The organism is Kocuria sediminis, assembly GCF_009735315.1.
Taxonomy (GTDB): domain Bacteria; phylum Actinomycetota; class Actinomycetes; order Actinomycetales; family Micrococcaceae; genus Kocuria; species Kocuria turfanensis.
In genome coordinates this window covers 178993-200748 of record NZ_WOGU01000003.1, presented here as the reverse complement: position 1 = coordinate 200748, position 21756 = coordinate 178993, and the positions used below count along the sequence as shown (strand labels likewise).

At 74.0% G+C, this 21756-nt stretch carries 20 protein-coding genes and 1 riboswitch; of the genes, 10 read left to right on the top strand and 10 right to left on the bottom strand.

The window, feature by feature from the left end; all coding sequences use genetic code 11:
* The first annotated feature begins 85 nt into the window (after window positions 1-85).
* From GMA12_RS05245 to GMA12_RS05235, 3 genes are all read left to right on the top strand, one after another.
* Entirely contained in the window at window positions 86-616 is a 531-nt protein-coding gene (locus GMA12_RS05245) for a TetR/AcrR family transcriptional regulator (protein WP_156267850.1), read from the top strand.
* A 219-nt stretch (window positions 617-835) separates the two neighbouring features.
* Complete coding sequence (gene cspE / locus GMA12_RS05240; protein WP_047804984.1) at window positions 836-1042, top strand: transcription antiterminator/RNA stability regulator CspE; 207 nt, start codon at window positions 836-838, stop codon at window positions 1040-1042.
* 201 nt (window positions 1043-1243) lie between these two features.
* Window positions 1244-1429, top strand: a complete 186-nt coding sequence (locus GMA12_RS05235; protein ID WP_156267848.1) for a hypothetical protein — start codon at window positions 1244-1246, stop codon at window positions 1427-1429.
* A gap of 183 nt (window positions 1430-1612) precedes the next feature.
* Here GMA12_RS05235 and GMA12_RS05230 read toward each other — a convergent pair whose 3' ends face one another.
* Window positions 1613-1906, bottom strand: a complete 294-nt coding sequence (locus GMA12_RS05230; protein ID WP_156267846.1) for a hypothetical protein — start codon at window positions 1904-1906, stop codon at window positions 1613-1615.
* A gap of 392 nt (window positions 1907-2298) precedes the next feature.
* Window positions 2299-2424, top strand: a riboswitch (SAM riboswitch).
* A 13-nt stretch (window positions 2425-2437) separates the two neighbouring features.
* Between GMA12_RS05230 and GMA12_RS05225 the strand changes: the two genes are divergently transcribed.
* The gene (locus tag GMA12_RS05225) at window positions 2438-2626 is read left to right on the top strand and encodes a hypothetical protein (RefSeq protein WP_156267844.1); all 189 of its coding nucleotides are present in this window, start codon (window positions 2438-2440) and stop codon (window positions 2624-2626) included.
* 22 nt (window positions 2627-2648) lie between these two features.
* Window positions 2649-3032: a PIN domain-containing protein gene (locus GMA12_RS05220; RefSeq protein ID WP_156267842.1), complete on the top strand. Its 384-nt coding sequence runs from the start codon at window positions 2649-2651 to the stop codon at window positions 3030-3032.
* A gap of 3 nt (window positions 3033-3035) precedes the next feature.
* Here the strand turns inward: GMA12_RS05220 and GMA12_RS05215 are convergent, their stop codons facing one another.
* Window positions 3036-4205 carry a glycosyltransferase family 4 protein gene (locus GMA12_RS05215; protein ID WP_156267840.1) on the bottom strand — a complete coding sequence of 390 codons (1170 nt, stop codon included), beginning with the start codon at window positions 4203-4205 and terminating at the stop codon, window positions 3036-3038.
* A gap of 113 nt (window positions 4206-4318) precedes the next feature.
* On the opposite strand from GMA12_RS05215, the gene GMA12_RS05210 reads away from it, so the two are divergent.
* Complete coding sequence (locus tag GMA12_RS05210; RefSeq protein WP_240898611.1) at window positions 4319-5902, top strand: cell division protein PerM; 1584 nt, start codon at window positions 4319-4321, stop codon at window positions 5900-5902.
* Here GMA12_RS05210 and GMA12_RS05205 read toward each other — a convergent pair.
* Window positions 5797-6297: a hypothetical protein gene (locus GMA12_RS05205; RefSeq protein WP_156267838.1), complete on the bottom strand. Its 501-nt coding sequence runs from the start codon at window positions 6295-6297 to the stop codon at window positions 5797-5799. The two genes, GMA12_RS05210 and GMA12_RS05205, sit on opposite strands and share 106 nt — an antisense overlap.
* A 59-nt stretch (window positions 6298-6356) precedes the next feature.
* On the opposite strand from GMA12_RS05205, the gene purN reads away from it, so the two are divergent.
* On the top strand, window positions 6357-6929 hold the full coding sequence (gene purN, locus GMA12_RS05200) for a phosphoribosylglycinamide formyltransferase (RefSeq protein ID WP_156267836.1): 573 nt from the start codon (window positions 6357-6359) through the stop codon (window positions 6927-6929).
* A 192-nt stretch (window positions 6930-7121) separates the two neighbouring features.
* The gene (gene purH / locus GMA12_RS05195; protein ID WP_162459497.1) at window positions 7122-8732 is read left to right on the top strand and encodes a bifunctional phosphoribosylaminoimidazolecarboxamide formyltransferase/IMP cyclohydrolase; all 1611 of its coding nucleotides are present in this window, start codon (window positions 7122-7124) and stop codon (window positions 8730-8732) included.
* A 116-nt stretch (window positions 8733-8848) separates the two neighbouring features.
* Here the strand turns inward: purH and GMA12_RS05190 are convergent, their stop codons facing one another.
* The 3 genes from GMA12_RS05190 to GMA12_RS05180 all read right to left on the bottom strand — a co-directional run bounded on the left by GMA12_RS05190 (window position 8849) and on the right by GMA12_RS05180 (window position 13022).
* The gene (locus GMA12_RS05190) at window positions 8849-11071 is read right to left on the bottom strand and encodes an NADP-dependent isocitrate dehydrogenase (protein WP_156267834.1); all 2223 of its coding nucleotides are present in this window, start codon (window positions 11069-11071) and stop codon (window positions 8849-8851) included.
* A gap of 197 nt (window positions 11072-11268) precedes the next feature.
* Window positions 11269-11772 (bottom strand): Hsp20/alpha crystallin family protein, encoded by a 504-nt coding sequence (locus tag GMA12_RS05185; RefSeq protein ID WP_156267832.1) that lies wholly within the window; start codon window positions 11770-11772, stop codon window positions 11269-11271.
* A gap of 155 nt (window positions 11773-11927) precedes the next feature.
* Window positions 11928-13022: a Gfo/Idh/MocA family protein gene (locus GMA12_RS05180; RefSeq protein ID WP_156267830.1), complete on the bottom strand. Its 1095-nt coding sequence runs from the start codon at window positions 13020-13022 to the stop codon at window positions 11928-11930.
* An 81-nt stretch (window positions 13023-13103) separates the two neighbouring features.
* Here GMA12_RS05180 and GMA12_RS19230 point away from each other — a divergent pair, with 81 nt between their 5' ends.
* Window positions 13104-13781, top strand: a complete 678-nt coding sequence (locus GMA12_RS19230) for a TetR/AcrR family transcriptional regulator (RefSeq protein ID WP_162459495.1) — start codon at window positions 13104-13106, stop codon at window positions 13779-13781.
* 21 nt (window positions 13782-13802) lie between these two features.
* Here the strand turns inward: GMA12_RS19230 and GMA12_RS05170 are convergent, their stop codons facing one another.
* From GMA12_RS05170 to GMA12_RS05155, 4 genes are all read right to left on the bottom strand, one after another.
* A complete protein-coding gene (locus GMA12_RS05170) occupies window positions 13803-14339 on the bottom strand; it encodes a gamma carbonic anhydrase family protein (RefSeq protein ID WP_156267828.1) in 537 nt (178 codons plus the stop codon).
* A 53-nt stretch (window positions 14340-14392) separates the two neighbouring features.
* Entirely contained in the window at window positions 14393-17713 is a 3321-nt protein-coding gene (locus tag GMA12_RS05165) for a beta-phosphoglucomutase family hydrolase (protein ID WP_162459494.1), read from the bottom strand.
* A gap of 196 nt (window positions 17714-17909) precedes the next feature.
* Window positions 17910-19400 (bottom strand): sensor histidine kinase, encoded by a 1491-nt coding sequence (locus GMA12_RS05160; RefSeq protein WP_156267826.1) that lies wholly within the window; start codon window positions 19398-19400, stop codon window positions 17910-17912.
* A gap of 41 nt (window positions 19401-19441) precedes the next feature.
* The gene (locus GMA12_RS05155) at window positions 19442-20188 is read right to left on the bottom strand and encodes a response regulator transcription factor (protein ID WP_370830290.1); all 747 of its coding nucleotides are present in this window, start codon (window positions 20186-20188) and stop codon (window positions 19442-19444) included.
* A 294-nt stretch (window positions 20189-20482) separates the two neighbouring features.
* Here GMA12_RS05155 and GMA12_RS05150 point away from each other — a divergent pair, with 294 nt between their 5' ends.
* Window positions 20483-21724 (top strand): heparan-alpha-glucosaminide N-acetyltransferase domain-containing protein, encoded by a 1242-nt coding sequence (locus GMA12_RS05150; RefSeq protein WP_156267824.1) that lies wholly within the window; start codon window positions 20483-20485, stop codon window positions 21722-21724.
* Window positions 21725-21756 lie beyond the last annotated feature (32 nt).

Sequence of the window (21756 nt, the reverse complement as noted above, 5' to 3'; positions counted from 1 at the left end):
CGCGGCGGGCCGCTGTTCCGCCTGGACGGGGCACCGGCCTGCGTCACATGGTGCCACCAACCTTCCGGTTGGTAAAGTAGCTCCCATGAACTCCTCCACCCGCGACCGCATCCTGGACGGCGCCCTCGAACTCGTGCGCAGCGGCGGCACGGTGTCCCTGGAGTCGACCGCCCGCCGGGTGGGACTGAGCAAGCCGGGGGTGATGTACCACTTCCGGACCAAGGAGGCGCTCATGCTCGCCCTGGTGGACCGGGTCCTGGACGGCTGGGACGCGGAGATGACCCGGCGCCTGCCCGCCCCGCCGGAGCAGGTGCCCGCCGAGGAGCGGATGCGCGCCTACCTGGACTGGTGCCTGTCCGGGGAGGTCGACGAGACCGACCTCGTGATGCTCACCGACCAGCGGCTGCGGGCCAAGCTCAAGAAGCACTGGGCCGAGCGGATCGCCCCCTGGGTGGACCTTCCTGAGGACCTGCCCGTCGAGCGGCGCACCCGCCTGCTGGCCGTGCGGCTGCTGGCCGACGGCGTGTGGTTCGCCGACGCCGCCGACGTCTTCCCCCCGGACCAGGAGGAGCGGGCGCGCGTGCGGGCGGTCGCCGACGAGCTGCTGGCGGGCTGAGCGCCGGCCGCGGCCGGCGACCGCCGCGGGCCGGGGTGGCGGGTCGCCGGAACTCGTGTACAGTGGTGGGAAGTTGTTGAGGTTGTCGTTTTTGTATTTCAAGCAGTTCGGCCCATCCGGGTGCAGCAGTTTTTCTGAGAAGACGTTTTCCACGCATCACAACTCTTGTGTTTCTCGAACGTCGGGAAACGTTCATCTCACGAAAGATCAGGTCTCACCATGACTACCGGTATCGTCAAGTGGTTCAACGCTGACAAGGGCTTCGGCTTCATCACTCCCGAGGACGGCTCCAAGGACGTCTTCGCCCACTTCTCCGCGATCAACTCGGGTGGCTTCCGCTCCCTGAACGAGAACGACCGCGTCGAGTTCGAGACCCAGGACGGCCCCAAGGGCCCCCAGGCCGCGAACATCACCGTCATCTCCTGACGTTCTCCTCAAGGGGCCCACAGGCCCGTTGATCGTCCAGAACCGCCGCCGGGCATGCGCCCGGGGGCGGTTCTGCCGTTCCGGCGGCCGCGGCCGGCAGGCGGCCGCCTGTCCCGCCGGCGCCTCTGGCGCCGTCGGACGTCGCGCCCTCGGGCGTTGTGTCGTCAGGTGTTGTGCCGTCGCAGACCGGGAGGACCTCGCATGACCGGACCCGTCCCGTCCCGCTCGCCGGACGAGGAGGACCCGTTCGTGGTGAACCGGGTCTCCGACGCCGAGCTCGACGTCTCCGTGCCCTTCGAGCTCGAGGTCTCCGAGTGGGACCTGGACGGCTCCGCCGACGAGGCGGGGCAGGGCTGGGGGTCGGCCGGGGACTACGGCTTGGAGTGAGCCGCTGCGCTGCGGGGCCCCTCCTGCCGCGTTCGGGGCGCCGCACGAGGCAGGCCCCGCGGCCCCGACCTCCTGGGGTCCATCCCGTGATGCCGGCCAGGTCATGCCGGCGGCGCGTCGGAGGCCGCACGACGAAGGCCGCAGCCCGCCGGGCTGCGGCCTTCGTCGCGTCCTGCCCGCCGGCTACGCCGACAGCGGGAGGGACGCGGGGTGGAGCTTGAAGAACGGGTGCCGTCCGGTCGCCGCCAGGGCGCCGGGGACGAGAAGCTGGCGGTACTTGGCGCACCATTGCGCGGTGCCCGCCGTGTGCTCCGCCGCGGCGGCGAGGTCGTCGGCCTCCGGGCTGAGGTACTCCTGCACGTCGCCGTCCGTCGAGGTGAGCCGGACGAGGTGCAGATCGGGGAGGGCGGTGACGGTGACGTCGATCCACTCCTCCCGCTGGTCGGTGGAGGTTGTTCTTTCTTCGGACATGGTCATGTTTTCTCCTGACGTTCTTGCAGGCATCCGATGTCGTTGCCCACCGCTTCGTCATCCGATCCACCCGGGAACATCGGGTTGGCGCGCAGCGGGTCGGAGCCCCTCCGCGGTCCCTCCGGAGGGCGGTGCGCCCTCCGTCGAGCACGCGGACGCCGCATCTCGAGAAGCAGGACCAGGCTACCCCGCGTCTCCGACAGACCGGCAAGACGGCCATGACTTGTGTCACCGAACCGTAATGTCGGGGCTCGCCCGGGTGCTCGCCACCCATTCCAGCGCAGCGATGTGTCGGCGAGGTGTCGTCACGGTGACGGGTCGGGGAAGGCCGGCTCACACGCCCGGCCGCACCGGCCGGACGGGACCGGGCGGGGGCGATGTGGTTGAATGGGGGACAGCTTCAAGAGATCCGGTCGTCAAGCTCCGACTAGACCGGGCACCAACCCCATGTTCACGGGTGGTTCGGATGACGAAGCGGCTCGCATCGCCGCCGTGGCGGCACCCGGTGCGAGCAAGAGCGCCCGAAGGATCCCGGTCATGTCAGACGCCCTTCCCACCGTCGCCGTCGCCCGCCCGGGCGGTCCCGCCCCCGTTCCCGCGGCTCCGGCCGTGCTCGGCTGCGCGGCGATGAGCATCGACGACTACGCCCGCGTGGTGCAGGCGCGCACGGAGTTCGTGGACTTCCTGCTGGCCCCCGTCCGCGACCGCCTCGCCGCCGCGGCCTGAGGGCCGGCGGAGGACCGACCCCGTGGACCTGCTCCTGGACCGATCCGTGCTGCTCGGGGTGCGCACCCCGGAGCGCTCGCCCGAGCTGGCCGGTGCCCTGCGGCGGCACGGCCACCGGCGGCTGTTCCTGTCCGCCCTGGTGCTGGGGGAGCTGCTGTCGGACCGGCCCGACGAGACGCGGTGGACCGAGCAGCTGGAGCGGCGCTTCCCGGACCGTGTGCTGCCCGTGGACGCCGCCGTGAGCAGGGCGTGGGGCGCCCTCGGCGCCGCGGGGACGGCCGATCCGGTGGCCGGCCTGACCGCGGCCACCGCCCTGGTGCACGGGCTGACGGTGCTCAGCGCCGAGCCCGGGCGGTACGCCGGCACGGGGGCCTCCGTGCTGGACGCGGTCCCCGTGCGGGGATAGGCCTCAGGCGGTCCGGCGGTGGTGCGGACCGTGGCCGCGGGCGCCCAGCGCCACCGCCCGGTCGTAGTGCTCCAGCAGCTGCCCGACCAGCACGTCCCACGTCCGGCCCTGCACGGCGGCGTGCGCGGCGGCCCCGAAGGCGGCCCGCTTGGCCTCGTCGCCGACCAGGTCGGCCACGTGCCCGCGCAGCGCCCCGAGGTCCCCGGGCGGATAGAGCCAGCCGGTGCGGGAGGGGTCGACGAGGTCCACCGGACCGCCCCGGCCCGTGGCCACCACCGGCACCCCGGAGGCCATGGCCTCCTGCACGGTCTGGCAGAAGGTCTCGAACTCCCCCGGGTGCACGAACACGTCGAGGGAGGCCATGATCCGGGCGAGATCGGCCCCGGCACGGCGACCCGTGAAGTGCGCGCCCGGCAGGCGGCGCCGCAGCGCCTCCTCCTCCGGCCCCGACCCCACGACGACGAGGCGGGTGCCGGGCAGGTCCGCGACCGCGGCGAGGTCCTCGACCTGCTTCTCCGGGGCGATCCGGCCCACGTAGCCCACGATCCGGCGGCCGCCCCCCACCTCCGCCCGCCACCGCTCGTCGCGGTGCCGCGGGCAGAAGCGGGTGGTGTCCACCCCGCGCCGCCACAGGTGGACGTCGCGCACCCCGTGCGCGGTGAGCTGCCCCACCGCCGAGGAGGACGGGGCGAGGGTCAGGGTCGCGGCGTTGTGCATGCTGCGCACGTGCCCCCACAGCAGCTGCTCGAGGAAGGGGGCCCCGTACTTCGCCGCGTAGCCGGGCACGTCCGTCTGGTACACGGCCACGGCCGGCACGCCGAGCTGCTGGGCCGCGAGGATCGCCCGCCGGCCCAGGACGAACGGGGAGGCGACGTGGACCACGTCGGGGCGGAACCGCTCCAGGTGCCGGCGCACCCGGGCCACGGTCCCGCCGGCCACGCGCACGTCGGGATAGCCGGTGAGCGGCAGGGCCGGCAACCGGTGCACCGGCACGCCGTCGAGGTCCTCCAGGACGTCCTCGGCGAGGCGCCCGAGCGGCGCGGGGTCGTAGGAGGGCGCCACGACCACGACGTCGTGCCCGCGGGCGCCCAGCTGCTCGACGACCCGCAGGACCGAGTGGGTGACACCGTTGAGGTGGGGGAGGAACTGCTCGGCGACCACGGCGACTCTCATGGCGCCGAGCCTTCCCGGCACGGGCGTCCGCCGGGGGAGCGGCACGTGGCCCGCCGGTGAAGACCCCGTGAAACCTCGGCCCGGGCGCGGCGGGCATGGGAAGATGGGCGGTGATGAACTCCCAAGGCTCTTCCTCCCCCGCCCCCTCCGCCGACCGCCGCGGCGTGCCCATGCCGCTGTGGCTGCAGGGCGTGGTGGAGCTCGGCTCCGTGGCCGTGGTCTCCTACCTGCTGATCCTGCTCACCGTCCTCATGGTGTGGCTCGCCGACGGCTTCGACTCGCTCGGGCTGACCGGCGGCTTCGTCCTCTCCGGCCAGGTGTGGCTGCTGGCCCATCTCACCCCGCTCCAGGTGGCCCTGGATCCCGGGGCCGGCCTGCCGGCGACCACCGGAACCGTCAACCTCGTCCCGCTGGGCCTCACGCTCGTGCCCTTCGTGCTGGCCTGGCACGCCGGCCGCCGGCTGGCGCGGGCCTGCTGGGAGGGGCAGTTCTGGCAGCCGTACCTGAGCGGGCTCGCGGTGTACTCCGCCGCGGGGGCCGTGGCCGCGCTGCTCTTCGGGACCGGCGAGATCGCGGCGGGACCGGCCGCCGCCGCGGTGTTCCCCCTCGTGCCGGTGGCCCTGGGCGCGTTCGTCGGGGCGTACCGGGCCTCCCGCTCCCTGCCCGGGCTGATCGGCGTCAACGCCGCCGCGTGGGTCGAGCGCACGAGCCAGTACTCGCGGTGGGCCGGCTCCTACGTGTGGGCGGTGCTGCGGGCGGGCTTCGTCGCGGCCGTCGCCGGGGTCGGCGCCGGGGCGGCGCTGCTGGCCGCCGCGCTGCTGTGGAACTGGAACGACGTGGTCAACGTCTACCAGCGGCTGGGCACCGGGGTCCCGGGGGACACCGCCCTGACGGGTCTCCAGCTGGGCTACCTGCCGAACCTCGCGGTCTACGCCCTCGCGTGGGCCACCGGCGCGGGCTTCGAGGTGGGGGAGGGCACGCACACCTCACCGCTGGGCACGCAGACCGGGCCCGTCCCGCTGCTCCCGGCCCTGGCCGCGCTGCCACCCGGCGAGCTGCCGTCCTGGTCGGCGGCCGTGCTCGTGCTGCCGGTCCTGGCCGGGGTGCTCGCCGGCTGGTGGTTCCTGCGGGAGGGCGAGAACCACCTCGACGACTGGATGGCCATCCGGCTGCCCGCCCGCTGGATCACCTTCCCGCTCTCCACGCTACTGACCGGGCTGTTCATCGGCGCGGTCGCAGGCGTGCTGGCGATGCTGCTGAGCTGGCTGGCGCAGGGCTCGCTCGGGCTGGGCCGGCTCACGGTGATCGGCCCGGAGGGTCCGGACGTGCTGCTGTGGTTCGGGGCGGAGGTGGCCGTGGGGGCGGCCGTCGGCTGCGTGGTGGGCCCGTGGCTGGAGCGGGAGCCGCCGTTCGCGCCGCTGCGCGGCGGCGCCTCCGGGGAGGACCCCGGGGACGGATCCGGTGCGCACCTCGGGCGGGCGGGCCGGCGGGAGGCCCGCCGTCGCCGGCGGGCCGAGGCCGCGGCGCGGCGTGCCATGCGCTCGGCCGGTCCGGCGGGGGGAGCGGGCAGCAGCGCGGTCGCGCGCCCGGCTCAGGGGCGCGGCGTGGCCGACGCGGAGGCCCCGGAGCCGGTGGGGGCGTTCGACGTGGACGCGCCCGCGGCGCCCTCCGAGGTCCGGGGGTCCCCGGAGAGGTAGCTCCAGATCCCGTCCTCGAGCTCCTGCTGGCACTGCGCCGTCCCGGAGAGGGTCAGCGTGCTGGACACGCACTGCTGATAGGCCTCGGCCACCGGCCACAGCAGCAGCCGGGCCCCGCCGGTGGCCAGGCTCAGGGCGCCCAGCACGATCGCGGCGACCGCGCTCACCACCAGCAGCGCGCGCCGGCCGGACCCGCGCGAGCGCACGAGCGCCGCGATGCCCAGACCGATGCCGGCCGCCGCGGCGACGAGCCCGGCCACCGTCAGCCACAGCCCGGAGCCCACGAGCACGAGGGCCACCGCCGCGCACACCAGCGCGGCTCCCGCCGTGCGGGTCGTGGCGGCACGCCGGGCGTCCGCGGGAGCCGGCTCGGGATGCGGGCGGGGAGGGGTCATGCACCTCACTCTAGGGCACCGCCCGGACCGGCCCGCGCCGCCCGACTAGACTCGAGCCCATGCGCATCGTGGTCATGGTCTCCGGTTCCGGCACCAACCTGCAGGCGGTCCTCGACGCCGTCGGCGCGGGCCGGATAGACGTCGAGATCGCCGCCGTGGGCGCGGACAAGCCCTGCCGCGGGCTCGAGCGCGCGGAGGCGGCCGGGATCACCACCTTCCTGGTCCGGCCCGCGGACCACCCGGACCGGGCGCGGTGGAACCGGGCCCTGCAGGAGGCGGTCGCCGCCCACACCCCCGACCGGGTGCTCTTCGCCGGGTTCATGCGGATCGTGGACGCCGAGTTCGTCGAGGCGTTCCGCGGCCGGATCGTCAACACCCACCCCTCCCTGCTGCCCTCCTTCCCCGGGGCGCACGCGGTCCGGGACGCCCTCGCCCACGGGGTCAAGGTCACCGGGGTCACCGTCCACGAGGTCGTGGCCGACGTCGACGCCGGTCCGATCCTCGCCCAGGCGGCGGTGCCGGTGCAGCAGGGTGACACCGAGGCACAGCTGCACGAGCGGATCAAGGCCGCCGAGCGGGAGCTGCTCGTGGACGCCCTGGGCCTCCTCGCCCGTTCCGTCCCGGCCCGCTGAACCGCCCGCCGCGGTCCCGCGGACGGCACCGGGGGCGCACCCGGCACCACGGCGGGCGCCGTCCGCCGGCCCCGGTCCGGACACCCGCCTGCTCCGGGCTTCGACAGCACGGAGGAGCGTCGCGGCGCGGGTCCGTAAAATGGGCCCCGGCGGTTTCCGCCGGCAGCCCCGACCCCGACGCTTGGAGAACCTGTGAGCCCCATCCGACTTGACCGCGTGCCCATCCGACGGGCGCTGGTGTCCGTCTACGACAAGACCGGACTGGACGACCTGGCCCGCGGTCTGCACGAGGCCGGGGTGGCCATCGTCTCCACCGGCTCGACCGCGCGCCGGATCGCGGAGGCGGGGGTGCCGGTGACCGAGGTCTCCGAGATCACCGGATTCCAGGAGTGCCTGGACGGGCGGGTGAAGACCCTGCACCCGCGGGTGCACGCCGGGATCCTCGCGGACCGCCGCAAGCAGGAGCACGTGGACCAGCTCGCGGAGCTGGGCATCGAGCCGTTCGACCTCGTGGTCGTGAACCTCTACCCGTTCGTGGACACCGTCCGCTCCGGGGCCGGCCAGGACGAGGTGGTCGAGCAGATCGACATCGGCGGCCCCTCCATGGTGCGCGCGGCCGCGAAGAACCACGCGGCCGTGTCCGTGGTGGTGGACCCCGCCTCCTACGGCGCGGTGGTCGAGGCCGCCGGCGCCGGGGGCTTCGACCTCGCGGCCCGGCGCCGGCTGGCCGCCGCGGCCTTCGCCCACACCGCCGCCTACGACACGGCCGTGGCCACGTGGACGGCCCAGCAGTTCGAGCAGGACGAGGACGCCAACTTCTGGCCGCCCTACGCGGGGCTGGCCTTCCAGCGCTCCGCCTCCCTGCGCTACGGCGAGAACCCGCACCAGAAGGGCGCCCTCTACGTCGACGAGGCGGCCGCCCCCGGCATCGCCCAGGCCGACCAGCTGCACGGCAAGGAGATGTCCTACAACAACTACGTGGACGCCGACGCCGCCCTGCGCGCCGCCTACGACTTCGACGAGCCGGCCGTGGCCGTGGTCAAGCACAACAACCCGTGCGGCATCGCGGTGGCCACCCCCGGCGCCGAGGACCCGATCGCCGACGCCCACCGCAAGGCCCACGCGTGCGACCCGCTCTCCGCCTACGGCGGGGTGATCGCCGCGAACCGGACGGTCACCCGGGCCATGGCCGAGACGGTCAAGGACATCTTCACGGAGGTCGTCGTGGCCCCCGGCTTCGAGCCGGAGGCCCTGGAGATCCTGCAGGCCAAGAAGAACATCCGCCTGCTCGAGCTGCCCGAGGGCTTCGCCCGCGACGCCCTCGAGTACCGGCAGGTCTCCGGCGGGGCCCTCTTCCAGGTCGCCGACCGGCTCGACGCCGCCGGTGACGACCCCGCCTCCTGGACCCTCGCGGCGGGGGCGCCGGCCGACGAGCGGACGCTGGCCGACCTCGCCTTCGCGTGGAAGGCGCTGCGGGCCGTGAAGTCCAACGCGATCCTGCTCGCCGACCAGGGCGCCTCGGTGGGCATCGGCATGGGCCAGGTCAACCGCGTGGACTCCTGCCGGCTCTCCGTGGAGCGGGCCGACGGGCTGGGCGAGGACGGCGCCGAGCGCGCGCGCGGGTCCGTGGCGGCGTCGGACGCGTTCTTCCCCTTCGCGGACGGGCTGCAGGTGCTGCTCGACGCCGGCGTGCGCGCCGTCGTCCAGCCCGGCGGCTCGATCCGGGACGAGGAGGTCGTGGCCGCGGCCGAGGCCGCCGGCGTGACCATGTACTTCACCGGGGCGCGGCACTTCTTCCACTGACCCGCTCCCCGGCCCGGCGGCGGCGCCGGGCACGGCAACGGCCGCACCCCCGAGGGGATGCGGCCGTTGCCGTGCGCGCCGGTCGCCCCGGGCGGGGCGACCGGCGCGGGGCCGACTCACACGGACAGCGAGGCGAGCACCCGGTTGAAGGTCTCCGAGGGGCGCATCACCGCGGACGTCTTGGCGTCGTCCGGCCGGTAGTACCCCCCGATGTCCGCCGGGCGGCCCTGCACGGAGAGCAGCTCCTCGTTGATCGCGTCCTCGTGGGCGGCCAGCTGCTCCGCCACGGAGGTGAAGGCCTGGGCCAGCTCGGCGTCCTCGTCCTGGCGGGCCAGCTCCTGGGCCCAGTACAGGGCCAGGTAGAAGTGGCTGCCGCGGTTGTCGATCTCCCCGACCTTCCGGCTCGGGGACTTGTTCTCCTCGAGGAAGGTGCCGGTGGCGCGGTCGAGGCACGCGCCGAGGATGCGGGCCCGGGCGTTGTCCGCCGTGGAGGCCAGGTGCTCCAGGCTCGCGGCCAGGGCGAGGAACTCGCCGAGGCTGTCCCAGCGCAGGTGGTTCTCCTCGACCAGCTGCTGGACGTGCTTGGGGGCGGACCCGCCGGCACCGGTCTCGAAGAGGCCGCCGCCGTTGATGAGCGGGACCACGGAGAGCATCTTCGCGGAGGTGCCCAGCTCCAGGATCGGGAACAGGTCGGTCAGGTAGTCGCGCAGCACGTTGCCGGTGACGGAGATGGTGTCCTCGCCGCGGCGGATCCGCTCGATGGAGAACGCGGTGGCCTCCATGGGGGACATGATCTCGATCTGCAGGCCCTCGGTGTCGTGCTCACCGAGGTACTGCTCGACCTTGGCGATGAGGTTGGTGTCGTGGGCGCGGGTGCGGTCCAGCCAGAACACCGCCGGCGTCGCGGAGGCCCGGGCGCGGGTCACGGCCAGCTTCACCCAGTCCCGGATCGCGACGTCCTTGGTCTGGCAGGCGCGCCAGATGTCGCCGGGGAAGACCTCGTGCTCGATCAGGACGGTGCCGGAGGAGTCGACGAGCTGGACGGTGCCCTGCGCGGGGATCTCGAAGGTCTTGTCGTGGGAGCCGTACTCCTCGGCCTTCATCGCCATGAGCCCCACGTTCGGGACGGAGCCCATGGTCCGCGGGTCGAACGCGCCGTGGGCGCGGCAGTCGTCGATCACGGCCTGGTAGATCCCGGCGTAGGAGCTGTCCGGCAGGACCGCCAGGGTGTCGGCCTCCTCGCCGTCCGGGCCCCACATGTGCCCGGAGGTGCGGATCATGGCCGGCATCGAGGCGTCCACGATGATGTCCGAGGGCACGTGCAGGTTGCTGATGCCCTTGTCGGAGTTGACCATGGCCAGCGCCGGGCCGTCGGCCAGGCCCTTGTCGATCGCGGCCCGGACCTCGTCGCGGACCCCGGCCGGGAGCGCGTCGAGACCGTTGAGGATCGCGGCCAGGCCGTTGGCGGGGGACAGGCCCGCCTTCTCCAGGGCGGCGCCGTGGGCGGCGAAGAGCTCCGGGAAGAACGCCTTGATGACGTGGCCGAAGATGATCGGGTCGGAGACCTTCATCATGGTGGCCTTCAGGTGCACCGAGAAGAGGACACCCTCCCGCTTGGCGCGCTCGACCTGCTCGGCGAGGAACGCGTCCAGGGCGGCGGCCCGCATCACCGTGGCGTCGACGACCTCGCCGGCGAGGACGGGCACGGACTCCTTGAGCACCGTGGTGCTGCCGTCCTCGCCCACCAGGCGGATCTGCAGGGTGTCCTCGGACTCCATGACCACGGACTTCTCGTTGGCGCGGAAGTCGTCGGCGCCCATGGTGGCCACGTTGGTCCGGGAGTCCGCGGACCACTCGCCCATCCGGTGCGGGTTCTTGCGGGCGTAGTTCTTCACCGAGGCGGGGGCGCGGCGGTCGGAGTTGCCCTCGCGCAGGACCGGGTTCACGGCGGAGCCCTTGATCTTGTCGTAGCGGGCGCGGGTGTCCTTCTGCTCGTCGGTCTCCGGCTCGTCCGGGTAGTCCGGCAGGGCGAAGCCCTGCTCCTGCAGCTCCTTCACCGCGGCCTTGAGCTGCGGGACGGAGGCGGAGATGTTCGGCAGCTTGATGATGTTGGCCTCGGGCGTCTTCGCCAGGTCGCCGAGCTCGGCGAGGGCGTCGTCGACCCGCTGCTCCTGGGGCAGGCGGTCGCTGAAGGCCGCGAGGATGCGCCCGGCCAGGGAGATGTCCCGGGTCTCGACCTCGACGCCGGCGGTCGAGGCGTAGGCCTCGATGACGGGCTTGAAGGAGTAGGTGGCGAGCAGGGGCGCCTCGTCGGTGCGGGTGTAGATGATCTTTGCCATGTGCGGGCTGTCTCCCATGTATGTCGACGGATGCGGGTCGGTGTTTCCTGGTGCCAAGATACCCGAGCCCGCGCCCGCCCCGTTGACCGGCGCCCGCCCGTGGACGCCCCCGGGCACGGCCACGGGCCCGCTCCCCGGAGGGAGCGGGCCCGTGGCCGCGGCGGTGCCGGAGCGCCTGCGCGCCGGCACCGGCGGGATCAGCCCTCGGTGGACTGCGTCGAGCGGGTGCCGTTGACGAGCTCGCCCTCGCCGATCACGCGGTCCCCCTCCTGGCCGTTGCCCAGGGCCTGCTGCTCGCCCTGGCCGGAGACCACCTGGATCTTGCGCGGCTTGGCCTGGGCGGACACCGGGATGGTCACCGTGAGCACGCCGTTGTCGTAGCTCGCGGCGATGTTCTGGATGTCGATGCCCTGGCCGAGGTTGAGCTGGCGGACGAACGAGGAGCTCTGCCGCTCCCGGGTGATCCACTGGACGTCCTGGACCTCGGGCAGCTTCCGCTCGGCCCGGATGGTCAGCAGCTGACCGTCGACGTCGACGTCGACGCTCTCCGGGTCGATGCCCGGCAGGTCGGCGCGCAGGATGTAGCGGTCGCCGTCCCGGTAGAGGTCCATCGGCATCTCCCGCAGGCCCTGGCGGGCGAACAGCGAGGCGGCGAGGCGGTCGAAATCGTTGAACGGCGTGAACATCGTGGCCACGTCCATCATCTCCTCAACTACATGAGCAGTGCCTTTGACATTTAGTTGAGTCATACCGGCTCAACTGTGATTGATGATAGCTCTGCCGCAGGAGGGGGTTCAACGGTTGTGACGCCCGATCGCCCAGGGCGAACCCGGCCGCCGGTGGGGTGGCGCGGCCCTCAGCGGCGGTCGTTGGGGTAGTCCACCCCGATCCGTTCGCGGACCTGGTCGAAGAGCTCGACGAGCTCGAGGGAGTCCGCCCAGGGCATCACGGGGGACTCCGGCAGCCCCTGCTGGATGCAGCGGGTGGCCTCGCGCATCTCGTAGACGTACCCGGCGCCGGTCACCTCCACCTGCTCCACGACCGGGGCGGCGCCCCCGCGCGCGCCGTCGGCGCTCTGCAGCACGAGGGTCGTGGGGCAGTTGATCCGCCCGTCCACGCGCAGCCAGCCGTGCGTGCCGCTCACGGTGACCTGGTGCGGCACGGTGCTGGAGAGCGTGCCGCTCACATGGCCCCGGCCGTGCCCGAAGTCCAGGGTCAGGGCGGTGTCCAGGTCCACGGCCGTGGCGCCGAGCTCGGCCCGGGCCGTCCAGCTCTCCGGGGCGCCCAGCACGGCGCCGGTCCAGGTCAGCGGATAGACCATCATGTCCAGCAGCACCCCGCCGCCGTCGGCGTTGCGGAAGAGCCGGTGGTCGGGGTCCACCGGGCGGTGGGTGCCGATCGAGGCCTCGACCGAGCGCACCCGGCCCAGCCGCCCCGCCCGGATCCAGTGCATCGCCGTGCGGAAGCCGGGGGTCATCCGGGTCCAGACGGCCTCCATGAGGAACACCCCGTGCGCGCGGGCCAGCCGCGTGAGGTCGCGGACCTCCGCGGCGGTCATCGCCAGGGCCTTCTCGCACACCACGTGCTTGCCCGCGCGCAGCAGCGCGGACACGTCCCGGTGGTGGTAGCCGTGCGGCGTGGCCACGTAGACCACCTCCACGTCCGGGTCGGCCGCGAGGCGCTCCAGACCCGTGCTGCCGGCGGTGTCCCCGTACGCCCGCTCCACCCCGTGCCGGCGGGCGAAGTCCTCGGCGCGGTGCTGGTCGCGGGAGCTCACGGCGACGAGCCGGGCGTCCGGCAGGGCGGCGATGTCGGGCACCACCTTCTCGGCGATGTCGGCCGTGCTCACCACGCCCCAGCCGAGCGTGCGGCCGGTCGGCGTGAGCGGGGCGTCCAGGTGGGCGGCGTCGAGGGCGGCGTCGACGAAGGGCGAGAGGGTCGCGGCAGGCATGGGCGCATTCTGCCACGCGCCGCCCGGCCGGACGGGCGCCGGCACCGAACCGAACGACCGTTCGTCGCCTAGACTGGCGCCGTGCCCCGGGTCAGCCAGCAGTACAAGGACGAGCGCCGTCGCGAGATCGTGGCGGCCGCCAGCGGCTGCTTCCTGGAGCACGGCTTCGGCGGGGCCTCGATGCACCGGATCATCGCCGCGACGGGGCTGTCAGCGGGAGCGCTGTACAACCACTTCCCGTCCAAGCACGAGCTCGTGGTCGCGTCCGCGCGGGCGGCCCTGGACCGGGTCCTGGCGGTGGACGAGGACGCGGCACCGGCCGTGGACGAGGACGCGGCCCGGGCCGCGGCAGGGGAGGCGGCCGGGCGCTCCGCGGAGGCCACGGGCGGGCGCCCGGCGCCGGAGGTCCCCGGCGCGGACCCTGCCGGGTGGGTGGCGGAGCTGCTGGAGCGGCTCGCCGCGGACCCGGCCGCCACGCGGCTGCTGCTCATCACGTGGGGCGAGGCCGTGAGCGAACCGGCCCTGGCCGCGGTGGCCGGCGAGCACCTCGCACAGGTGCGCGCGCGGGTCGAGGAGCGCTACGGCCGGTGGGCCGCCGAGGAGCTCGGCCTGGGCCCGGACCGCTCCCGGGAGTGGGTCGCGATGTTCGCCCAGGCCATCCTCTCGGTGCTGCAGGGCTACGTGGTGCAGTCGTGCCTGCTGCCCGGGTTCGACCATGACGCCTACCTGGACTACGCGCGCACCCTCGCGGCGCAGTGACCGGGCGTCCGGCGGCGGGGCTCAGGCGTTGAGCTCGCGGTGCTCGGCGGAGAGCTGCACGTAGGTCCGGGCGTTGGCGCGCACCTTCTCCCGCTCCGGCTCGGTGAGCTCGCGGCGGACCTTGGCGGGGACCCCGGCCACCAGCGAGCCCGGCGGCACCACGGTGCCCTCGAGGACCACCGCGCCGGCGGCGACCAGGGACCCGGAGCCGATCACGGCGCCGTTGAGGACGGTCGCGTTCATCCCCACCAGGACCTCGTCCTCCACGGTGCAGCCGTGGACCACGGCGCCGTGGCCCACGCTGACGCCGGCCCCGATCGTGCAGGGGTGGTCGGGGTCCGAGTGCACCACCACGTTGTCCTGCAGGTTCGACCCGGCGCCGATCCGCACGGGGGAGCGGTCCCCGCGCACCACGGCGCCGTAGAACACCCCGGAGTCCGCTCCCAGCTCGACGTCGCCGACCACCGTGGCGGTCGGCGCCACGAAGGCGGAGGCGGCGATCCGGGGCGTGCGCCCGGCGTGGGGGAGGACCAGTCCGGTCGGGGCAGGGCGTTCCATGGCCCCAGCGTAGCGGCCGCCGCGGGGGATCCCGCGGCGGCCGCCGGTCCGGCTCAGGCGTGCCGCGACGCCGCCGGGACCGTGCCCAGCGGGTGGCGCTGCTGGATCGCGACCCGGATCTTCTGCCCGCCCTTGAGCACGTACTCCGCCCCGTGCACGTGGATGGTGACGTTGCCGGCCCGCCGCGAGGTGCCCTCGAGCTCGAGCACGTGGTGGTCGATGCAGACGCGGATCACCTGGCCCCGGTAGAGCACGGTGAACGAGACCCGGTCCAGCTGGCTCGGCAGCGCGGGGTCGAACTCCAGCCACTCCCCGCGCACGCGCAGCCCGGCGTAGGCCCGGGTGACGACGTCCACGGAGCCGGCCATGGCGCCGAGGTGGATGCCCTCGCCCGTGGTCCCGCCCTGGGTGTCGTCCAGGTCGATCAGCAGCGCGTCCTGGAAGGCCGACCACGACCGGTCCGGGTTCAGCCAGGCGAGCACCGAGGCGTTGACCACCCGGGAGAGGGAGGACCCGTGCGAGGACCGCGCGATGTAGAAGTCCACGGTGCGCTCGATGGCGGCGTGGTCCACCTCGTAGCCCATCCGCCCGAGCTCCTCCACGAGGCCGTCGGGGCCGAAGAGGTAGACGAGCATGATCGTGTCCGCCTGCTTGGCGAGCTTGTAGTTGTTGGTCATGTCGCCCTCGTTCTCCAGCAGGAGGTCGAGGCGGCCGATGTTGCGGTACTTGGCCCGGTAGAACTCCCAGTCCAGCTCGTCGAGGTCGTCGTAGCCGTGGAACTGGCTGATGGTGCCGTCCTTGTTGAACGGCACGAACATCCGCTCCGACATCCGCTGCCAGGTCCCCACCTCCTCGGCCGAGAGGCCGAAGCGGGCGGAGAGCTCCTCGCGCTGGTGCTCGACCATGTGGTGGAAGATGTGGGCGCTGTGCCGGAACAGCCAGGCCGCCAGCACGTTCGTGTAGGCGTTGTCCTTCAGCCCGCCGCCGTGCTGGCCGCGGGGACCGTCGTGGTACTCGTCCGGCCCCATCACCCCGGCGATGTGGTAGCGGCCGTCCGCGGGGTCGTAGTCGGTCAGGGACGCGAAGAGGCGGGTGATCCCGATGATCAGCTCCGCGCCCTGGCCGGCCAGCCAGTCGACGTCGCCGGTGGTCTCGTAGTAGATCCAGGCGTTGTGGGCGATCGCGAGGCCCACGTGGAACTGCCGCCAGGAGTTGTCCGGCAGCCACCGGTTGGAGTGGTGGTTGAACAGCTCCGGCGGGGTCTCCTCCCGGCCGTCCGAGCCGGACTGCCAGGGGAACGCCGCACCCTCGAGACCGAACTCCATGGCCCGGTGCTTGGCCATGGGCAGCCGGCGCCACCGGTAGGAGAGCAGCGAGCGCGTCACCTGCGGCTGGCGCAGGTTGACCACCGGCAGGATGTAGAGCTCGTCCCAGAAGATGTGCCCGCGGTAGCCCTCGCCGTGCAGGCCGCGGGCCGGCACGCCGGCGTCGCGCAGCGACATGTGGGGGGCGAGGGTCTGGGACACGTGGAACAGGTGCACCCGCAGCGCCAGCTGGGTGAGGAGCAGCTCGGGGGTCTGCGCCTCGGGGTCCGGGCACACGTCCACGTCGTAGCGGTCCCACAGCAGGGACCACTCGACCTCGTGCGAGGGCAGCAGGCCCCGCACGCCGCTGGGGTTGCGGTCCAGCTCGGCGAGGGCCCCCTCGCGGGGGGAGCCGATCGCGGCGTCGCGGCTGGTGACGACCGCGGTGGTGGAGTCGATGATCACCGGCCGCCCGTCGGCGATGTTGACCTGGTGGCGGCGGAACTCCGTGCCGCCGGGGCGGATCTCCCGGCGCTCCCGCACGTTCTGGCCGCCCTCGATCACGGTGCGCTGGGCGGTGGTGATCTCGATCTTGGACTGCGTGGTGCGCACGTGCGAGAGCAGGGTCTCGTGGTCGTCGGGCAGCGACGTGGACTCGAGGTCCACCAGGTGGTGGTCGTTGAGGTCCTGGTACTCCGCCACCCCCGTGTTGCGGACGCTGGGGTCGATGCCCGTGCGCAGGTGCAGGCGCCCGGAGAAGCCGCGGGCGGTCACCGTGGTCTCCTGCGCGCCCAGGTGCCGGTAGCGCAGCGAGACGAGGCGGCGCTGGACGATCTCCAGGCGGGCGCGCGAGCCGTCCGCCCCACGGTCGCCGTTGAGGTCGGTCAGCACGAGGGAGCGGATGAGCAGACCGCGGCGCAGGTCCAGCTCGGTGCGCTCCTCGGAGGGGAGCAGCCCGCCCTCGGACCACCAGTCGCCGCCGGAGATCCGCAGGTCCAGATGCGTCCAGTTGGGGGCGTTGACCATGGACTCGTGCTCGACGTCGCGGCCGCTGAGGTGGCTGACCACCCGGTTGAAGACCCCGGCCAGGTAGTTGCCGGGGTAGTGCACCCCGTTGGCGGGGAACTCGCAGGCGGACCCGCGCACCCCCATGTATCCGTTGGTCAGGGTCAGCAGCGTCTCCCGCCGGGCCTCCGTCGCCGGGTCGAAGCCCTCGAACACCAGCTGCCACGGGTGGTCGCGGCGGGCGCCGAGGTCCAGCTCGCCCACGTCGTTGAGCACCGTCGTGGCGCCGGCCCGGAACAGGTCCCGGCGCTCGCCGTGCCGGCGGATCCCCACCACGGTGCCGAAGCCGCCCGCCGCGGCGGCCTGGACCCCGGACACGGCGTCCTCGATCACCACGGACCGGGCCGGGTCCACGCCCAGCATCCGGGCGCAGGTGAGGAAGGTGTCCGGGGCGGGCTTGCCGGGCAGTCCGTGCTCGGCGGCGAAGTGCCCGTCCACGATGATGTCGAAGGCGTCCTGGAGCCCGGCCGCGGCGAGCACCGGGACGCTGTTGCGGCTGGCGGTCACGAGGCCCACCGGCACCCCGGCCGCCCGCAGGCGCTCGATCAGCGCCACGGTCTTCTCGAAGACCCGCACGCCCTTGATCTCCAGGGCCTCCTGGAAGTAGGTGTTCTTCAGCGCCGCCTGGCCCTGCACCGACCACGCCCCCGGGGTCTCGTCGCCCTCGGGCAGGTGGGCGCCGCGGGAGGCGAGCAGGGAGCGGATGCCGTCCTCGCGCCGCCGGCCGTCCACGTAGTGGCGGTAGTCGGCGTCCTCGTCGAAGGCCCGCCGGTCCACCGCCGCGCCCTCCTCCGCCGGCTCGAGCCGGTCGTCGGCCAGGATCCCGTCGAAGAGGGTCTTCCAGGCGGCGGCGTGCACGGCGGCGGTGTCGGTGACCACGCCGTCCATGTCGAAGATCACGGCCTGGTGCGGGACGCGGAGCTGGTCGACGGGCTGCGAAGGAGCGTCCGAGCCGCCGATGCGGGGCAGGGACGCGGTGAACGGGGCGGTGGGCAGAGCGTTCACGGGGGGTTCCTCCGGACGTCGGTGCGGCGTCCGTGGCCCTGGCGGAACCGCACGGAGAAACCCAGCACGCGGCACGCTACGGACCCCGGACGCGGCGTTGCGGGTTCGGCACGGGCTCGGCGCAGCCGTCCGTGCCGACGGTTCCTGACCCGTTCATTAAAGGGCCCAGGGGCGCGCGGGGCAAGCCGCGGCCGACTCAGTCCGCCGCGAGGGGCAGGTGCACCGTGAAGCGGGTCGAGCCGGGGACGCTGCGCACCCGCACCCGGCCGTGGTGGGCCTCCACGATGGCCTCCACGATGGACAGTCCCAGCCCCACGCCCCCCGAGCCCCCGGCGCGGGCGTCGTCCTCCCGGGCGAAGCGGGCGAAGATGTGCTCCTGGAAGGCGGCGCCGATGCCCGGTCCGTCGTCGGCCACCGTGAGCACCGCCTCGGGACCGGGCCCGGTCCCCAGCGAGGTGGTGACCGTGGTCCCCGCCGGCGTGTGCTGGTGGGCGTTGGACAGCAGGTTGATGAGCACCTGGCGCAGCTGGGCCGGGTCGCCCCGGACGACGACGGGCTCGTCGGGCAGCTCCAGCCGCCAGTCGTGGCCGGGGGCCGTGACCCGGCGGTCGCTGACGGTCTCGACGACCAGTTCCAGCAGGTCGACGTCCTCGGGCACCACGGGACGGCCCTCGTCGAGGCGGGCGAGCAGGAGCAGGTCCTCCACGAGCGCGGTCATCCGCGCGGACTCCGACTCCACCCGGGACAGGGAGCGGCGGCCCTGCTCGCTCATCGGCTCGGTGAGCCGGATCAGCTCCGCGTAGCCGCGGATGCTGGCCAGGGGGGTGCGCAGCTCGTGGCTGGCGTCGGCCACGAAGCGGCGCACCCGCGTCTCGCTGCGCTGCCGGGTGGCCAGGGCGCGGGCGACGTTGTCCAGCATCCGGGAGAAGGCGTGGCCGAGCCGGCCGACCTCCGTGTCCGGGTGGGCCTCCGGGGCCACGGCCGCCACCGGCAGGGCCACCTCCCCGCGGTCGAGGTCGAGCTCGGAGACCCGGGTCGCGACGTCGGAGAGCCGCTCCACCGGGCGCAGCGTGCGGCGGATGACCACCAGGCCGAACAGCCCGGTGACGGCCAGGGCCCCCGTGGAGATCGCGGCGGTGCTCACCCCGAACCGGCGCAGCGTCTGCTCCTTGTCCGCCAGCGGCAGCCCGGTCAGCACGAGCCCCCAGTCCCACGGGTCGTCGACCAGCAGCACCCGGTACCCGCCCTCGGTCAGGTCCACGTCCAGCGGCCCCCACTGGGCGCCCCCGTCCTCGTCCGAGCGCGCCCCCAGCTCCTCGACGAGGGCCTCGATCCGCGCCCGGTCCTCGTCCCCCAGGTCGCGCCGGGAGCCGTCGGGCGCGAACAGCCCCGCGCGGACCACCTCGCCGTCCACGATCCGGGCGTTGAGCGTCCCGGCGCCCTGCGCGGGGACGTCCATCATGGCCTCGAGCTCCTCCGAGGGACCGGCGGAGGCCCGCACCCCGTACTCGATCGTGCGGTAGGAGGCGTCCCGCACCTGGCGGTCCAGCTGCTCGCCCAGCGAGACGTTCAGCGCGGCGTGGCCCAGCACGCCCACGGCGGCGCAGGCCAGCGTCAGCAGCGCGAGGACCGTCAGCAGCAGCTTCGTGCGCAGCTGCAGCGCCCCGGCCCGGCCCGTCCTGCTCATCCGCCGCTCCCCCCCGTGCCCGCTGCGCGCTTCCCCGGCGCTTACTCGGCCGGCTTGAGCACGTAGCCGGCGCCCCGGACCGTGTGGATCATGGGGCTGCGCCCGGCGTCGATCCTCTTGCGCAGGTAGGAGATGTAGAGCTCCACCACGTTGGTCTGGCCGCCGAAGTCGTAGCCCCACACCTGCTCGAGGATCTGGGCCTTGCTGAGCACCCGGCGCGCGTTCTCCATCAGGCAGCGCAGCAGGTCGAACTGGGTGGCGGTCAGGGCGATCTCCTCCCCGCCGCGGCGGACCTCCCGGGTGTCCGCGTTGAGCACGAGGTCGCCGACCACGAGCTCGGCGGCGTCCGGGTGGGCGATGCCGGAGCGCTGCACCAGGCGGTGCAGCCGCAGCAGCAGCTCCTCCATGTTGAACGGCTTCGTGACGTAGTCGTCCCCGCCCGCGGCCAGGCCCGTGATCCGGTCCTCCGTGCTGTCCTTGGCGGTGAGGAACAGCGCCGGGACGGCGGGGGCGAAGGCGCGGATCCGCTCGAGCAGCTCGACCCCGGTGCCGCCGGGCAGCATGACGTCCAGCACGAGCACGTCGGGGCGGAACCCGCGGGCCTCGGCCACCGCGGAGGCACCGTCGTGGGCCGAGCGCACCTGCCAGCCGAGCATGGACAGGCCCATGGAGACCATCTGCGCGAGCAGCGGCTCGTCGTCGACGACGAGGGCGCGCACCGGGGCGCCGTCCGGGTGCCGCAGGCGCGGCAGGTCGACGGCGGTGGGCCGCTGCACGGGCTCGGTCACGGCGCTGCTCTCCTCACGGGACGAGGCCTCGAGGGGACGGGACCCACGGGACGGCCTCTCGGGGAACGGGGCTCCACGGCCGGCCGGCGGCGGCCCGCCGGTGCGCGGAACGCCTCCAGCGTAGCCCCGCGGCCCCGGCGCACCGCGGTGCGCCGGGGCTTCACAGGCGGGACACAGGAACGGGATAAGGCGCCCACATCCCGGCCTGCTGGACTGGGGGTCAGCGACGGGCCCCGGGCCCGGAGCCGGCGGGCAGGGGGCCCGCCGGCCCACCGCGAGAGGGGAACGACCGCCATGCTGCACACCCACCACCCGGCCGAGGACACGCCGGCCGGGCAGAGCCCGGCACCCGGGACCGCCCCCGCGCGGCGCGCCGGACGGCGCCTGGCCGGGGTCGACGCGGCCCGCGGGATCGCCCTGCTCGGCATGATGTCCGTGCACATCCTGCCCTCCTGGGACCCGGAGACCTTCGAGGCGACCGCGCAGTGGACGGTCTTCTCCGGGCGCGCCGCGGCCCTCTTCGCCCTCCTGGCGGGAGTGGGCCTGGCGTTCACCTCCGGCGGGCGCCGCGTGCACGAGGGCCGGCGCAGGACGGGGGACCGGGTGGGGCTGCTCGTGCGGGCGCTGCTCGTCACCGTCCTGGGCCTGCTCATCAACCAGACCTCGCCGGCCGACCCGCCCGCCTACAACATCCTCGTCTACTACGGGGTGTTCTTCCTGCTGGCGATCCCGTTCCTGCACCTGCCCGCGCGCGCCCTGCTGGCCTGGGCCGCCGGGTTCGCGGTGCTCGGCCCCGTGCTGATCCACGCGCTGGGACCCGTGCTGCCCGGGTTCGACAGCTACAACCCGACCGTCGCCGACGCCCTCGCCGCGCCGGGAACCACCCTGGCCCAGCTGCTCCTGACCGGCTCGTACCCGGCGCTGACGTACCTCGTGTACCTCCTGGCCGGTCTGGCCATCGGCCGGCTGCCCCTGGCCGAGCGGCGCACCCAGCTGGGCCTGCTCGTGGGCGGGGCCGTGCTCGCCGCCGGCTCCGCGCTGGTCTCCTGGCTCCTGCTGCACCCCCTCGGCGGCATGGACCGGCTGCTCGACGCGAGCCCGTTCCTGGGCCGGGAGGACGTCCAGGACATCCTCGTGTGGGGACCGGACCCGGTCCTGCCCACGTCCACCTGGTGGTGGCTGGCCGTCTCCGGCCCGCACACCAACACCCCGCTCGCGCTGCTGAGCGGCGTGGGCACCGGCGCCCTCGCCCTGGGCCTGTGCCTGCTCGTCGCCCGCCGGGCGGAGGCCCTGCTCCTGCCGCTGGTGGCGGCCGGCTCGATGACCCTGACCCTCTACTCGGCCCACCTGCTGGCGCTGAACCTCGAGGTGCACTACGAGCAGCCCGTCCTGTGGTTCCTCCTGCAGGCCGCGGCGGCGGTCGGGTTCGCCGTCCTGTGGCGCCGCAGCCGGGGCCAGGGCCCGCTCGAGCGGGTCGTGGGCAGGGCCTCGCACGCGGTCCGCGACCGGGTGGTCGGCGATCGCCTAAACTCGTAGGCGATCCACCCTGGTCCCCACCCGAGGAGCGG